The sequence below is a fragment of the Shewanella waksmanii genome (assembly GCF_043643685.1).
Taxonomy (GTDB): Bacteria; Pseudomonadota; Gammaproteobacteria; order Enterobacterales; family Shewanellaceae; genus Shewanella; species Shewanella waksmanii_A.
Genome location: NZ_JBHZSN010000005.1, coordinates 257,164 through 272,119, shown reverse-complemented (window position 1 = coordinate 272,119; position 14,956 = coordinate 257,164). Strand labels below are relative to the sequence as shown.

The following is a 14,956-nucleotide window of genomic DNA, read 5'->3' as shown; positions in this document are numbered from 1 at the left end:
TTAGTTGCGGATTTAAGCGCACTAAGCTGACTGATTTAAATGGACAAGTTTGCTGATTTCACTCACCCTTAGAGTGTTATCAAAGTGAGTCAATATTTATCGTTGCAGCGGTTAGGGGCCGTTGACGTTTCATAGCTATTTTGGCAGCGAGTTGTTGGACTTTCATGCTAAGCGGCGCTGATGAGGTGTTGTTGTGCTACATGAATCAATGCTCAAGCAAACATTAAGTTCGAAAGGTAAATAGACTCTAGTCAACACTAAGTAAAGTTGGACAGATTATGGATATAAAAGTCTTTAAAACGTTTCTTGAAGTGGTACGAGAAAAGCACTTTGGCCGAGCTGCTGATAATCTTTATATCACTCAGGCCGCTGTGAGTGCGCGTATAAAACAATTGGAGGCTTTTTTTGATACTACTTTATTTGTGCGAGACCGCAATGCCATCAAATTGACCAGTGCCGGCGAGCGATTAGTCCCCTACGGTGAAACCATGGTGCGCACATTAGATCAGGCTAAAACCGAGCTGTTATTGACTAAAGACTATGCCGTGCAGCTCACCATTGCCGGTACCCCCAATATTTGGGATGCATTTTTGCAGCATTGGTTGAGCGTGGTGACTGAAGAGTTACAAGGTTACTCGTTTTGTGCTGAAGTGCTGAGTTTAGAGCAGATGACACGGGCGCAAATGGAACGGACGCTGGATATTGGCGTCAGTTTTGACCCGATGAAAACAGATGAAATTGCTAGCCAACAGGTGGCCATGTTGGAGTTAGTGCTGGTGTGCTCGCAACCACAGTCAGCGAGTAATGCCCTGACCCAAGGCTATGTTTATGTTGACTGGGGAACTCGCTTTGCGTCGGAACATGCTGAGCGCCACGCCAAGATGCCACCGCCTTACTTGCGCACATCTAACGGTCAGATTGCGTTAAATTTCATTCTAGAAAAGGGTGGGGCTGCGTATTTGCCTAGGGTGGTAGTCACTCCATTTCTGGAATCAGGACAACTGTATGAGGTCGATGCCCAGCAGCCTTGGTATCGGCCTGTGTATTTGTCTTATCGTAAAGATGCAGTGGCAATTAAGGCAATCAGCAAAGTGGCGCGTTTGATTGATAAAACCGAGCCATTGACGCCGTTTGTTTTGCAGCAGGCAGGTGATAGTAACGATGCAGAATAATTGCTTTGGCATCAGCACATGGGCAAAATTTGCGCTATCTCCTCAATGGGTGCAAGATAGTAGGGTTTAACAAAATAATAACCATCAACAAATTAGGGTAGCGAGTAACATGATAGAACAAGGTCAAACATTGCCCTGTGACATGCTCAGCGAGTTAACTGAAGACGGCATGTTGCATCACAAAACCGAAGAATTATTTGCTGGTAAAAAAGTGGTGTTATTCGCGGTGCCCGGTGCATTTACGCCCACCTGCTCTGAAGCGCACTTACCCGGTTACGTTGTCAGCGCTGATGTGTTTAAAGATAAAGGCGTCGATATTATCGCTTGTGTCTCGGTTAATGATGCATTTGTCATGAAAGCGTGGGGTAAGCAACATAACGCCGATGCATTGATGATGTTGGCTGATGGTGATGGCAGTTTTACCCAAGCGTTAGGTTTAACCATGGATACTGGCGGCTTTGGCGGTGTTCGTTCCCAACGTTACGCCATGATTATCGACAATGGCGTGGTGACAAGATTACAGCTTGAGCAACCCAAAACCTTTGAAGCCAGCAAAGCTGAAACTGTCCTCGCTTTATTGTAGCGCTTAGATCACATCAACAGGCGCTCAATCTAACGCCTGTTGATTCGCTTTGCCACTATGCAGCGTGCTCTATGGCGATTGGCTGCGCTTCAGCTTCAATACCTAGACTACTTTCAATACGTTTGACACTTTGTTTGACCTCTTGAGCGATGTCATCGCTTTGGTTTGATGCACCTTGAGCGTGTTGTTTTAATTCTGCCATCGCCCGAACAAAATCATCTAAATGGCTTACTTGAGCCAAAGAGTGGGCCGAACCTTGTTTGGCCGTGAGCGTCATTTCATGGGCTTGAGCCTGTACATCTTGAGCTACTTGCCACAGGGCTTGTGCCCGTAGCTTTTGTTTTTCTGATGCATCACCAATACCTTTTACGCTGATTTCTAACTCACCGTTAGCTTCAGTGAGTTGACTGAGTATGGTCATGATCTCTTTGAGCGAGTGTTGGGTGCGAAGTGACAAATTACGCACTTCATCGGCAACCACGGCAAAGCCGCGACCTTGCTCTCCTGCGCGGGCGGCTTCAATGGCGGCATTGAGTGCCAGCAAATTGGTTTGCTCTGCAATATTGCCAATGACATCAATAATTTTAGATACATCAGTGACAGAGGTAGTCAGGCTGGAGAGTGACTGGTGGCAATTGGTCACTGCTTGCTGAGTTTCTTCCGTTGCAGCCAGTACGGCTTCTGCTTCTGTTTGCGAACGTTGCATATCGGCGCGGGTGGATTCAGCACTTTGCTCCACCTGTTCAGAGCTAAGGTTAACTTCACGCGCGAGTTCACGAACTTGCTCGGTTTGTTCAAGTGCCACTTCGACAATCTGTTGGGTTTGTTCAGTGCTGGAGCTGATGAGGCTGATGCGCTGAACCAATTGGCTAAGGGATTGCGATACCGTGGTGATCTGTAGTCGTTGTTGTTCATCCTCACTTTCAAACCGGTCGAGTAGCTGGTTGAAGTGGCTGGCAATTTGCCCTGTTTCGCATCGGCGTTGAATCACCAACCGTTCGCGGCTATTGGTTTCACTTAGCTGCATAAAGGCATGGTTAAGGTTTTTGAGTGGTTTAACTACCCGTCGCTGTTGCAAGAATAGGTAACCCAGTGCAAACAGGGCTAAGATAGATACCATGGCATAAAGCGCGGTTTGCAACTCTTGCTTTAATTGCAGATTTTGAGTTTTTTGCACTTGGCCCAGTGCTATCAAAGATTGCTCAATATCGGTGATGGCGGTGCGCATCTGCGCCTGGACGTTCTGATTATCGATCAACAAATTATGGGTGTTCTCGACTTCTTTGCCGTAACGTAATGTTAAGCTTAGCAATTCATTACGATAGCTTTCACCCACTTCAAAGCGTTCAGGTTCATCGTTGCCAAGCGCAAATTCATCCACTTCTTCAATTTGGTAAACACCAATAAGCCCCAGTTGCTTGAGTTTTTGGTGCCAGTTGGCTAAATCGTTAATGTTTCTTTCTAAGAATGGTTTTAGCTTTTGTTCTTTGCCGATAAGGTAATCTTGAGTCAGCTGCGATAAACGGTAAACCAGTGGGCTAAGTTCGTTAGAAAGCTGTAAATACTGATTGGCGAGCTCAGGGTTTTGGTTTAACCCATCAAAAGCGTATTGCGCTAAGCGGCGATTGTTGTCCATCATTTCTGATTCTGCATGGGACAAGAGTTGTCGCGGATTGCCCGCGAGTTTGCCTGCGGCTAAGTATTTACCATCAAGGGCGAGAGTGAAGTTACCCAGTTGTTCACCGACCTGTATTGCTGTGGGGTGATTGATATATCCAATATCAGCAGACATGGTCATTAGTTGCTGTTTCGCAGCGGCTAAGCGCGTACTGTCACCGGTGGTAAGATAGGTTTCTAACTCGCGTCGGACTTCGACCAAGAAGGTTTGCTGGATCTGCGACAGTTGTTCGGTTTCTAGTTCAATTTGCTGACGTTGCTGGCTGCTCCAAATCACGACCGCAGCTAAGGTCGCAGCAAGTAGCAGCAAGCTTGCCGAAGCAGTTAATGACAGGGTGGATATTCTCATCAGTGTGGCCAAGCGGTTAATTTGCCGACAGATTATTGCACTATTGTTGCAAATTGATGACGTCTAGCTGGCCACTTCTTAGAACAGTATGTTTTGCTAATGTATGTGTATTGTTTCGATTAGTTAGCCTAATCAAACATCATAATTAGACTTTTTCTGCTGTCAGTGGTGAGGTTGCTTCAGGAATAAAAACATAGCCCAATCCCCAGACAGTTTGTATGTAATCGGGATGAGCTGTGTCGGTTTCAATAATGCGCCTGAGTCGAGATATCTGCACATCAATGGCGCGATTTGAAGGCATATGATCACTTCCTTTAGATAACGCAGCAATTTTTTCTCGGGTTAACGGCACATTAGGGTGGTTGGCGAAAACCTGTAAAATGGCGAACTCACTGCTGGTCATGGCAACGCTTTGGTTGTTTTTGTACATTTTACGGCTATCTAATTTGAGCGTGAAATGGCCAAAAGTGATTTCATGGGGCGCAGCGACGCTGGTTTCTATTGGCCTGCGGCGAATAACTGCATGCAGCCGAGCGAGCATCTCTCGGTGATTACATTGATCAGGTAAGAAGTCATCTGCACCAATCTCTAACCCGAGAATACGGTCAATTTCATCGCCGTATTGAGACTTCATAATAATGGGGATGTGATTCTCTTTTTGGCGTAACCTTTTGCAAACCGATAAGCCATCTTCACCGTTGAGTTTAATATCGAGCAATAATAGGTGGTATTCATCGATCGCTAACATGCGATCCATTTGACTGGCACTGTCTGCGAAACTGACGTCTAATCCCTGTTCGCTGAGGTATTTTCCTATTGCATTTCTACTGTTTACATCTTGATCTACCAGCAATACTCTCGACTTTACTTCGTCCATAAACAATATACTCCTGAAACTCCCCCTGTTCATTAGCATTGTGGACCAGAAAAATATGTCATGTTGGTCGTTTATGTAAACAGGTATTACAGGTGACAATGATTAGAAGAAAGTATAGGTGAAAACCCGAACGCAGGCGGCGAATGTCCGCGTCTAGTTATATGATTTTAGTCTAATGGCAGCCATACTTGTGCTTTTAGACCGCCTTGCTCGCGGTTGCTTAGACTGACACTACCTTGATGGCGATCGACAATACGTTTGATAATCGCTAAACCTAAGCCTGAACCTACGCTGCCACGCGCGCTGTCACCTTGGGTAAAAGGTTGAAACAGTTCGTTGATTTCAGCTTCATTGATGCCAGGGCCATTGTCTTCGACGCTGAAGTAGATTTTGTTACCACTGTGGCTTGAACTAATCAATGTCCAACCATTGCCGTAACGAGCAGCATTTTCGACTAAGTTACTGATCACCCGCTTTATGGCTACCGCCTGCATGGGAACCGGTGGCAAGCTGTCGAGGTTTAACTCAATTTTGCCTTCGCGTTTAGATTCGGCCTCTGCGACATCTTCAATTAAGTCATTTAATTGGGTCAGTTCGCGATTGCTTTCCTGATCTTGGCGAATATAGGCAATAAACTGATTAATGATGGCGTCCATATCTTCAATATCATGGGCAATACCTTCTTTAAGGTATTCATCCTCTTCAACCATCATTTCTGAAGCTAAACGTATTCGGGTTAGCGGGGTGCGTAAGTCATGGGAAATTCCCGCCATCAACAGCGCCCTATCTTGTTCCAGCTGTTTCATCGAATGGGACATCTGGTTGAATGCCTGCGTCACTTCCATGATTTCTGTTGAGCCACTGTCCGTGGGTAATGGGGCCGGGTAGTCACCACGAGAAACAGAAAGTGCCGCTTTTTGTAATCGCTTGAGTGGTCTATTTTGCTTGCGGGCAAACCACCATCCACCCGCGACACTGAGGGCACCAATCACCATTAAATACAAGGTTAAAGGCGATAAACCAAAATCTTTAAATCCGGTGAGGGGCACTTTAATCCAAATGGAAGGTGCTTGCGGTGGTTTAATCCATATCTCAAAATTCTCGCCTTGGGCGATGCGTACTTCAGCTCGGCCACCGAGATGTTCAGACATTTGTGATGACAATAAGCTGTAGTAGGTGGCGCGTTCAATACCTGCTTCTCTTGCTTGCTTTTGGTTGTAAATTTCCATGGCATCATCACGCACTTTGGCGTTAAGTGCATCTACCATGGTTAGATGTTCACGGCCGACATCCACACCGTCGACAAACAGTAAGTTGACTTGCCGCGCAATGAGCTGGTTGATCTGTTGGTAGGTGGGCTGAATAAAATAGACCGCCACCGATAAGTAGGACACCAATTGATTGACCAATAGCAAAGAGCCAATCAGTAAAACTGTTTGGCTAAATGCACTGGCAGGTAGGAATTTTTTAAACCACTTCATGCCGATGCGTTATCGGCGCGCCGCACCATCAGGCACAAATACGTAGCCCAGTCCCCAAACCGTTTGAATATATCTTGGGTTGGCGGCATCTTTTTCAATCAGGCGACGAAGTCGTGATACTTGCACATCAATAGAGCGTTCTAGTGCTGAGTAATCTCGTCCGCGGGCTAGGTTCATGAGTTTATCTCGCGATAAAGGTTCACGCGGGTGACTCACTAAGACTTTGAGTACAGCAAACTCGCCACTGGTCAAAGCTATCGACTCATCGCCATGGTACATTTCTCGCGTGGCAAGGTTGAGGGAAAATTCACCAAACTCGATCAGTTCTTCTTGCTGGGTGGGTGCTCCGGGGACTTCTGGTGCTTGGCGACGCATCACGGCTTTAATGCGCGCAAGTAGCTCTCGCGGGTTAAAAGGCTTTGGTAAGTAGTCATCCGCACCTAGCTCTAAGCCAATAATGCGGTCAACCTCATCGCCTTTGGCGGTGAGCATAACAATAGGAATGGCGTTGTCATTTTGGCGTAAGCGGCGACAAATTGATAAGCCATCTTCACCGGGCAACATAAGATCTAACACCAAAAGGTGAAAATTCTCCCGCTCAAGCAAGCGATCCATTTGCTCTGCATTTGCCGCACTGCGGACTTGATAGCCTTGCTCCACAAGATAGCGCTCCAGTAGCGAACGTAGTCTCATATCATCATCGACGACGAGAATTTTTGAGGTTTCTTGTCCCATGCTTGTAGTCCTTTAAACAGTTTGCGGTAACAGTGCGCAGTCGCTTAACTGGCTGCGCTAGATGTCATTGTTAATATAGCTTTTTTGGTAATAAAAAGACTAGGGCAAATTAACCTAACGATTAATTAACATGTGATTATTATTGCTTGGCCGCCTTAAGTTGTTGAATTGTTGTAATTATTTATTTGTTTTACGCGTGGTAAAAATTGTAACTAAATTGATATGCTTAACAGTCTTTATTGACTGATTTTAGAACACTTTAAAGTCATTGTAGTGTGATTTAGCTGTAGCTATTAATTAAGAGGCGATCAAAACAAATGGCATAGTAATCTTGCAGTGCTAGCGCTAGAATTTCACAGGTTACTTTGTTTTTACCTCTTTATTTGGACTACAAACATGAAAGCAATGCTCATTACGCGTGAAGGTTGGCAAGCGTTGGATCGCGAACTGAAGTATTTATGGAAAGAGTATCGACCTGAAATTACCAAGAAAGTGCAGGAAGCCGCAGCCCAGGGCGATCGCTCTGAGAATGCGGACTATACCTACAACAAACGTTTACTACGTCAAATAGATAGTCGTGTTCGTTATCTTGTGAAGCGAGTCGAAGATCTTAAAATTGTTGATTACTCGCCTCAGCAAGAGGGCAAAGTCTATTTTGGTGCTTGGGTCGAACTAGAAAATGAACAAGGTGACATTGTTCAGTATCGTATTGTGGGCAAGGATGAGCTGGATACTAAACAGGGGTACATCACTATCGATTCGCCCATGGCGAGGGCGTTGATTGGTAAGCAAGTTGATGATGAAGTCGTTGTTAAAACGCCATCTGGGTCAAAGGAGTGGTACGTTAATAAAATTCAATACCAGTCTTTTGATGTTTAAGAGTCATAGCAGCGGCCTGTATCTGTATTCGGCTATTTGTGCATGGCTAATTATCTAGTGTTAATTACCTAGTGTTAGTTATCTAGCCTTAGTTATCTAGTGTTCGCTATCTTGTCGTGACTTTCTCGCGTTAGCCATCTTGCTCGCGTTAGCTACCTTGTAAATATCTCATACCAGCAAAATAGTTTGTTCGGCAATCACCAAATCAAGGTGATTGCTGAGTTTTCAGCGCATTTGCTATCACCGCTTATGCCTGTGTGCCGCTAACTTTACACTGCGGGATGAATAAGCATTTTTGGGAAACTGATCTTGATCAAAGCCAGCTAGCGTCGCCCCATCTAGTCTGTCGGCATTATTTCGAGTGAGGATTTCTAGTGTCGGTTTCAATTCAGGACAATTTTGGTCAAGCGTACGCAGCAACTTTGCCTCAGTTTGGCGATAGCTTAGGGCAATTACTGGCATTTTTCGGTGTTAAGCGAGTCTATGGCGTTGGTGGCGACTTTGTCGCTAACTTGATTAATGCCTTGGTTGAAAAAGTCGACGTATTGCCCTCAAGTAACGAGATGCATGCAGGCTTCACAGCCTGCGCCCAAGCAGAACTCAATCCATTGGGCGTATGCATGACAACCTATACCGTGGGGAGTTTACCATGCACCTCGGCTGCGGCCTTGGCAAGAACAGAGGGCTTACCTTTAGTTATCTTGTCAGGCGCGCCAGGTGAAAGTGAAATCAATAGCCATGCGTTACACCATAGTGTCCATCCCCATACGGCTTGGCATACCGACCTTGATGCTGCATTGAATGCGTTTAAAGCCTTGGGAGTACGCTCGGAGCGCTTACAAGGCCAGCGACACAGTGGTCAGCCAAATGTTGCTGCCGAGCAGTGTTTATCGCTACTGATTTATGCGTATGTTCATCGTCAGCCAGTTTATATTGAAATCCCTCGAGATTTAATTAATCAGCCAACCCAGGCACTGAGTTTACCCAGCGAACCCGCGGTTTATCAGCAGTTACAACCCTTGAATCTATCTGGTGCTGAATGTATTGCCCAAGCGATAATGACTAAACTCAGTGCGGCGCAATCGCCACTGGTGTTTATTGGTGAAAAGTTGCGTTTGAATCAAGCGTTATTACACAAGATCATCGAATTTTGTCGTCGTTACCATATTCCCTATGGCGGATCTTGGTTTGCAAAAGGAATGCTAGATGAGTCCGACCCTCTGTGTTTGGGCAGTTATAACGGCGTGTTTAGTGAGTCGCCTCAACAAGCGTATATCGATCGGCAAGCTGATTATATTATTGAGCTGGGTAGCGCTATTTTCCCTTCCGATACCAATAACGCTTTTAGCAGCCAGACCCACAGTGTGGATAATCACGGCAATAAGACGATGTTAAAAGGCACGGCTCACTGGGACAAAGACATTGAAGCTGTGATGGACAATCTAACTCAACTGGCGGAGCAGCATCGTTTTGATAAACCTTGGGTTAAAACTGATGCACAAAAGCCTGACTTAGCTACTCGCTCAATCGTCGATGAACCTTTGGGTTATCACAATCTTGCGCGAACCATTAATACAACGCAGCGGCATACCAACAAGCCATTTGTTTATGTCCCTGAAGTGGGCAACTCATTATTTGCGAGTTTTGAACTTGAGTGTCACCGCGGTGATTTACCACGTAGTTATTTTGCTAACCCTTGGTATGCGGCAATGGGAACCAGTTTGCCCTATGCGCGGGCAGTTGTTGACCAACTTAAGGATAGTGCGAGCGACCAGTCAGTGTTAGTAATGACAGGCGATGGTGGTTTTAATTTTCAGGCTAATGAGCTAATCAATCTCCAAAAGCAACGGGCGAATGTGGTGATTATCTACATGCGAAATAATATTTTCCACTTAGGGAAAGCCGGCGACGCGCCAATTTACGCCTGTAACGATGAACAGTTTCAGCCACAATTATTGATAAAAGCCTATGGTGGCAGCGGGCATCAATGCAGCTCTACCTCAGCGTTATACGATACCTTATTAACCTGTGTGGCGGCTGGTGGTCTTCACTTGATTGAAGTGCCAACCTCTACCGCACCAGAACATCAATGTGAAACAACCAACAAGTTAAATACCTATATTGGCTTTAGAAATGGTGACCCACAAGCAACATTGAAATGGCAGCAATTGTGCAACCAATCTTAGCTTGAATTGGCTTCGTGCGGATAAATGAGCCCATGGCGCTATCATCTTGATGCGCTTATGGGCTGATGATCAAGGTTATCACCATCAGATAATTCAATATCCATGCACAGGCTTTGCTGGCTGTGGTATCTTGTGTGCCACACAATCATGGTAATTTTTTGGCACGAACCAATCGCATATGCAAATGACGCAAAACATTGTTCAAATCATCGCTCAAGAACTTAATATTCGCGAGCAACAAGTGAGTTCTACGATTACGCTACTTGATGATGGCGCAACCGTCCCTTTTGTTGCCCGTTATCGTAAAGAGGTGACAGGTGGGTTAGACGATACTCAACTGCGAACGCTTCACAGCCGATTAGGTTATTTGCGTGAGCTCAATGATCGCCGTGCGGTGATCTTATCGAGCATCGAAGCGCAAGGTAAATTAACCGATGCGTTGCAGCATGCCATTGCGACCGCAGACAGTAAGACGCGCCTTGAAGATCTTTATTTACCATTTAAACCCAAGCGTCGAACTAAAGGCCAAATCGCCATCGAAGCCGGATTAGAGCCGTTAGCTAACCGCTTGTTTGATGAGCGTGGTGATGAGCTTGATAGTCAAGCACAAGCATTTATCAACGTTGAAGCTGGCTTTGCTGATGTTAAAGCCGTGCTAGATGGCGCGCGCTTTATTTTGATGGAACGTTTTGCTGAAGATGCAGATTTAATCAACAAGGTGCGTCGTCATTTAAAACAAACAGCAGTACTTGAAAGTACCATGGTCGCTGGGCAGGAAAAAGCGGGCAGCAAGTTCAGAGACTACTTTGAACATAGTGAACTATTTACTAAGGTGCCATCTCATCGCGCGTTAGCGATGTTACGGGGTCGTAATGAGGGCGCATTATCATTGCGCATGAATGCTGACCCTGACAGTGAAGCTAAATCTGCCAGCTATTGTGAGGTGATTATTGCTGAGCATTTAGGACTTGAGTTGACCAGCAGCGCGGTTGATACCTGGCTGAAAACCGTAGTGACAGCCACTTGGCGCATTAAAATTGCCTTGCAGATGGAGACCGAGTTTATTGCGGCGTTGCGTGAACGTGCTGAAGCCGAGGCCATTAACGTGTTTGCCCGCAATTTAGGTGATTTATTAATGGCAGCGCCCGCGGGAGCAAAAACCACCTTAGGTCTGGATCCGGGCTTACGCACAGGGGTGAAAATTGCCATCGTAAATCAAACTGGCAAGCTGGTAGCTCACTCAACCATATTCCCTCATGCGCCTCAAAACCTTTGGGATAAGTCGATTCGCACCTTGAGCAACCTGATTAAGATGCACAAAGTGGAGTTGATTGCTATTGGTAACGGCACAGCATCGCGGGAAACCGATAAGTTAGCGGCCGAAGTCATTGCGGCAATGAAGGCAGAGATGCCAAAGCTGACTAAAATTATGGTGAGTGAAGCCGGTGCATCAGTGTATTCGGCATCGGCATTGGCAGCTGAAGAGTTTCCTCAACTCGATGTGTCTATTCGTGGTGCGGTTTCGATAGCGCGCCGTTTACAAGATCCGCTTGCAGAATTGGTTAAAATTGAGCCTAAATCGATTGGTGTTGGCCAATATCAACATGACGTCAGTCAAAGTCAGCTATCGCAATCCCTAGAGGCAGTAGTAGAAGATTGCGTGAACGGCGTTGGGGTTGATCTCAATATGGCATCAGCGCCTTTGCTGGCACAAGTGGCGGGCCTAAATAAAACCTTAGCGCGTAATATTGTTGAATACCGTGATGAGCACGGAGAGTTTAGCCAACGGAAGCAACTGCTTAAAGTTTCTCGTCTTGGGCCAAAAGCTTATGAGCAAGCTGCTGGTTTCTTGCGTATTCAAGGCGGCGATAATCCACTAGACTGCTCTGCTGTCCACCCTGAGGCATACTCTGTGGTTGAGGCGATGGCCAAGCAACAGCAGTTGCCGGTAGAGCAGTTAATCGGTCATTCTGAATTACTTAAACAAATTGATGCCAAAGCCTTCATCAATGACAGCTTTGGTTTGCCAACTATTACCGATATTTTGGCTGAGCTTGATAAACCTGGCCGCGATCCTCGTGGTGAGTTTAAGACCGCTTCTTTCAAAGAAGGTGTCAATCAAATTGCTGACTTGCAGCCGAATATGTTGTTAGAAGGCGTGGTAACAAACGTGACCAACTTTGGTGCTTTTGTGGATGTGGGTGTACATCAAGATGGCTTAGTACATATCTCGTCGCTAACGGACAAATTTGTTAGCGATCCCCATACCATAGTCAAAGCAGGTGATGTGGTTAAAGTGAAAGTCATGGAAGTGGATGTCGAACGTAAACGGATTGGGTTAAGTATGCGTTTAGATGAGCAGGCACCGGCAAAATCAGCAGCTCGCCCAGCTAAAAAACCGGCTAAGGCTCAAGGACAGAAGAACAATCACAAGCCAAGACAGCAACAGAAACAACCGGTAAATGCCGCGATGGGTAACGCGTTTGCAGATGCTTTTGCCAAGCTAAAAAAGTAATACCGATTGGTATCACCAAAAACGCCGCAATTTCTTGCGGCGTTTTTTATGTTGCTGGCAAAGTGAAAGTGAACGAGTACTGCTTAAGTAACTTAACCTAAACGACTAAATTTAAAAGACTTAATCTAAAAGACTATACCGCTGAAGATAAATTGGGTTCAGGTTTAGGCTGGGTTTGCAGTTGATAAAACTCGCTAACATGGCGAGCGACTGCTTGGTAAAACTCTTGGGATTGATCCACCAGTAGTTTCGACATTTGCGCGTTAGTCGCCTTAGGTTGTGGCGTCTGTTGATAGCTGCGAATATCACGTCGTTGCAGGGCCGGTTTACCACGCAATGCTGCTTTTATTATTGCTGGCAGTGCCGCAGGTTTTTGTTCCTGTTGCTGTTTGCCTTCTTGTTGCTGTTGCCCAGAACCTTGCTGTTTACCTTGGAGTCTTTCATTAATTTTAGCTTGGGCATTGGCTTGCTCAGCGGCGCGCTCATTTTGCGAATTAAACGCGCGCTCTTCATGACCTTTGGTGGCTTCTTGAGTCGGTATAATCGGTGGTCTTTGTTGACTATCCACGCGCGCAGCATCGGTTGCGGCGTTAGTCGTCGCAATCGGTACTTGGGGATAGTTGGTTACCACTAACATGAATATACTCCTCTAGCCATGGTTAAATAATAACCAAAATAACTAAAGAGTTAAAGCATCTTAAGCTAATACCAATCGGCATAAAGATGTGATCGCTCAGCGAGCGTTTAGCACTTGTGAGGCAAGGCAACGAATGAAGGGCATAGTTACTCTACGTTCAAGTTCGTTTACACAGTATCAGAAGTGCTAAAACTCGCCCTTTGGGAGTTTTTTGGCTGCCTACTTCTTCGTTGAATAACTTCCCAATAGCACCACGATTACTTAAGTTATTCGTCTCGAACTAGTTTGCCAAAAATAGCTCTGAGTAGCTCACTTTCTTATGCCGATTGGTATAATGTTGCCAACCAGCGCAAAAAACCACGATTAAATTCATCTGTATGAGAAAAGAATGGCGCATGGGAGGCTTTGGAGATAATTAAATCTTGGTAGAGCGCATCATGCTTGGGCATATGTGGCGGCACACGCCGTGGTACCAATCCATCTAGTCTTCCCCAGACTCGCAGCCACGGTTTGTCGATTGTCGATAATTGCGGCCGCAGATCGATTTCCTGCAACATTGATAAGCTTTGCTTTAGCGCCAGTGGATCAGGTAGTGGCTTGGCTAAAACCAAATCGCGCAATCGCTTGATGTCTTCTTTGGCTGTGCTGCTGCCCATGGCTTGAATCGCTAAAAAACGTTCAATGGTTTTCGGCAGATTCTGCCCTAACTGCGTGCCAAATTGACTGAGGATTGCCGGATCGATACCTGGCCAGCCCTCATCCTTTTGCGCCATAAAACAAGGTGATGACGCAATGGTGGCTAATGCACAAATATGTTCAGGATGACGGATAGCCACTTGCGTTGCCAATAAACCGCCTAACGACCATCCGACCCAAATTGCATTGGTCGGCGTGTTGGCAACGAGATGGTCGACCCACTGATCAAAATGACCGTCTATTGCGGGACTGTGTCCAAAACCGGGCAGGTCAATGTAATGGACACAGTAATCTTGCAGGTGGTCATACAGGGGGGTGAATACCGCATTGTTCATTCCCCAACCGTGGAGCATGATGATGGGTTGTCCTTGACCTAAGGTATGGATGCTTAACGCTGAACTCACGATATTGGCCCATTGTAATAGTAAAAAAGCTGGCGGCTAGTCTACCCCAATTACAGTGAGATATACCACAGATAGAAGCTGGGCGTTTTAGTTTGAAGGTGTGAGGTTTGGCCCCATTAGCGAAGGTCTAATAGCTTTGGCCTGACAACTTCATATTGATCAGCTTGTCCTAGTATCACCGTGTCCTAGCGTCACCTTGTCCTAGTAATATGAGCCCATAAGGATAAAGCCGTCTGGCTGATGTGTCGCTTGTAGCCATCAAGAGCCTATGTGACCGAGTTGTCGGTGTTTTAGTGATGCACTGAACTGGTTTCTGATAGCCGTGATGCGATATAAAGCATCTATCTTGATGTGGTTGACTTCATTTTTTATCTCTACCTCTTCTAACCAAAATACATCTAACAAAAGGTGTAAGTCGCGAATTAAGCATTGTTCGACAATGTAGAGTTTGTTTTGATGCAATACCTTGGAAATATCGACAATGATAATGCGTTGCCCTTGGCTCAATGTAGGCTGTCGACTTAAGTATTGGTCGATATCATCGACAATGACGAGTAGGCAATGGCCCTCGCCGATGTCGAGTACGTTATAGGGTCTATCATTGAGATAAAGCGTTGCTTGGTATTGGCTTTCATTTAACATACAACTTAAGTTCATTGTGGTTCTCAATTTAAAGGTTGTACAGCTAATTTATATAAAAACTCAACAAACAAATATGAATAAGAGTTATTCATATTTAACTGTTGTCTTATTCATAATTGCATA

At 45.6% G+C, this 14,956-nt stretch carries 12 protein-coding genes; 5 read left to right on the top strand and 7 right to left on the bottom strand.

The window, feature by feature from the left end:
- Positions 1–278: 278 nt before the first annotated feature.
- Both ACHUFW_RS09965 and ACHUFW_RS09960 read left to right on the top strand, forming a co-directional pair.
- Complete coding sequence (locus tag ACHUFW_RS09965) at positions 279–1,172, top strand: LysR family transcriptional regulator (RefSeq protein ID WP_394202665.1); 894 nt, start codon at positions 279–281, stop codon at positions 1,170–1,172.
- Positions 1,173–1,281: 109 nt separating this feature from the next.
- On the top strand, positions 1,282–1,755 hold the full coding sequence (locus ACHUFW_RS09960) for a peroxiredoxin (protein WP_394202663.1): 474 nt from the start codon (positions 1,282–1,284) through the stop codon (positions 1,753–1,755).
- Between the two features lie 55 nt (positions 1,756–1,810).
- On the opposite strand, the gene ACHUFW_RS09955 is transcribed toward ACHUFW_RS09960, so the two are convergent.
- The 4 genes from ACHUFW_RS09955 to ompR all read right to left on the bottom strand — a co-directional run bounded on the left by ACHUFW_RS09955 (position 1,811) and on the right by ompR (position 6,874).
- Positions 1,811–3,781, bottom strand: a complete 1,971-nt coding sequence (locus ACHUFW_RS09955) for a methyl-accepting chemotaxis protein (RefSeq protein WP_394202661.1) — start codon at positions 3,779–3,781, stop codon at positions 1,811–1,813.
- Positions 3,782–3,926: 145 nt separating this feature from the next.
- Positions 3,927–4,658 carry a winged helix-turn-helix domain-containing protein gene (locus ACHUFW_RS09950; protein WP_394202659.1) on the bottom strand — a complete coding sequence of 244 codons (732 nt, stop codon included), beginning with the start codon at positions 4,656–4,658 and terminating at the stop codon, positions 3,927–3,929.
- A gap of 167 nt (positions 4,659–4,825) precedes the next feature.
- The gene (gene envZ, locus ACHUFW_RS09945) at positions 4,826–6,139 is read right to left on the bottom strand and encodes a two-component system sensor histidine kinase EnvZ (protein ID WP_394202657.1); all 1,314 of its coding nucleotides are present in this window, start codon (positions 6,137–6,139) and stop codon (positions 4,826–4,828) included.
- A gap of 9 nt (positions 6,140–6,148) precedes the next feature.
- A complete protein-coding gene (gene ompR / locus ACHUFW_RS09940; protein WP_394202656.1) occupies positions 6,149–6,874 on the bottom strand; it encodes an osmolarity response regulator transcription factor OmpR in 726 nt (241 codons plus the stop codon).
- A 396-nt stretch (positions 6,875–7,270) separates the two neighbouring features.
- Here ompR and greB point away from each other — a divergent pair, with 396 nt between their 5' ends.
- The 3 genes from greB (at position 7,271) to ACHUFW_RS09925 (ending at position 12,454) form a co-directional block, all read left to right on the top strand.
- Positions 7,271–7,753 (top strand): transcription elongation factor GreB, encoded by a 483-nt coding sequence (gene greB / locus ACHUFW_RS09935; protein ID WP_394202654.1) that lies wholly within the window; start codon positions 7,271–7,273, stop codon positions 7,751–7,753.
- Between the two features lie 374 nt (positions 7,754–8,127).
- On the top strand, positions 8,128–9,939 hold the full coding sequence (locus tag ACHUFW_RS09930; protein ID WP_394202652.1) for a thiamine pyrophosphate-dependent enzyme: 1,812 nt from the start codon (positions 8,128–8,130) through the stop codon (positions 9,937–9,939).
- 178 nt (positions 9,940–10,117) lie between these two features.
- Positions 10,118–12,454, top strand: coding sequence for a Tex family protein (locus ACHUFW_RS09925; RefSeq protein ID WP_394202650.1), 2,337 nt, complete (start codon positions 10,118–10,120; stop codon positions 12,452–12,454).
- 133 nt (positions 12,455–12,587) lie between these two features.
- Here ACHUFW_RS09925 and ACHUFW_RS09920 read toward each other — a convergent pair whose 3' ends face one another.
- From ACHUFW_RS09920 to ACHUFW_RS09910, 3 genes are all read right to left on the bottom strand, one after another.
- Positions 12,588–13,091: a hypothetical protein gene (locus ACHUFW_RS09920; RefSeq protein WP_394202648.1), complete on the bottom strand. Its 504-nt coding sequence runs from the start codon at positions 13,089–13,091 to the stop codon at positions 12,588–12,590.
- Between the two features lie 317 nt (positions 13,092–13,408).
- Positions 13,409–14,194 (bottom strand): pimeloyl-ACP methyl ester esterase BioH, encoded by a 786-nt coding sequence (gene bioH, locus ACHUFW_RS09915; RefSeq protein WP_394202892.1) that lies wholly within the window; start codon positions 14,192–14,194, stop codon positions 13,409–13,411.
- A gap of 255 nt (positions 14,195–14,449) precedes the next feature.
- A complete protein-coding gene (locus ACHUFW_RS09910) occupies positions 14,450–14,848 on the bottom strand; it encodes a hypothetical protein (RefSeq protein ID WP_394202646.1) in 399 nt (132 codons plus the stop codon).
- Between the last annotated feature and the right edge of the window lie 108 nt (positions 14,849–14,956).

What these genes read in the sequence shown, in the direction of transcription:
- ACHUFW_RS09950 (WP_394202659.1), bottom strand. Translation starts at nt 4,658, where the DNA reads ATGGACGAAGTAAAGTCGAGAGTATTGCTGGTAGATCAAGATGTAAAC.
- ACHUFW_RS09920 (WP_394202648.1), bottom strand. Translation starts at nt 13,091, where the DNA reads ATGTTAGTGGTAACCAACTATCCCCAAGTACCGATTGCGACGACTAAC.
- greB (WP_394202654.1), top strand. Translation starts at nt 7,271, where the DNA reads ATGAAAGCAATGCTCATTACGCGTGAAGGTTGGCAAGCGTTGGATCGC.
- ACHUFW_RS09910 (WP_394202646.1), bottom strand. Translation starts at nt 14,848, where the DNA reads ATGAACTTAAGTTGTATGTTAAATGAAAGCCAATACCAAGCAACGCTT.
- ACHUFW_RS09925 (WP_394202650.1), top strand. Translation starts at nt 10,118, where the DNA reads ATGCAAATGACGCAAAACATTGTTCAAATCATCGCTCAAGAACTTAAT.
- ACHUFW_RS09965 (WP_394202665.1), top strand. Translation starts at nt 279, where the DNA reads ATGGATATAAAAGTCTTTAAAACGTTTCTTGAAGTGGTACGAGAAAAG.
- ACHUFW_RS09955 (WP_394202661.1), bottom strand. Translation starts at nt 3,781, where the DNA reads ATGAGAATATCCACCCTGTCATTAACTGCTTCGGCAAGCTTGCTGCTA.
- ompR (WP_394202656.1), bottom strand. Translation starts at nt 6,874, where the DNA reads ATGGGACAAGAAACCTCAAAAATTCTCGTCGTCGATGATGATATGAGA.
- ACHUFW_RS09960 (WP_394202663.1), top strand. Translation starts at nt 1,282, where the DNA reads ATGATAGAACAAGGTCAAACATTGCCCTGTGACATGCTCAGCGAGTTA.
- envZ (WP_394202657.1), bottom strand. Translation starts at nt 6,139, where the DNA reads ATGAAGTGGTTTAAAAAATTCCTACCTGCCAGTGCATTTAGCCAAACA.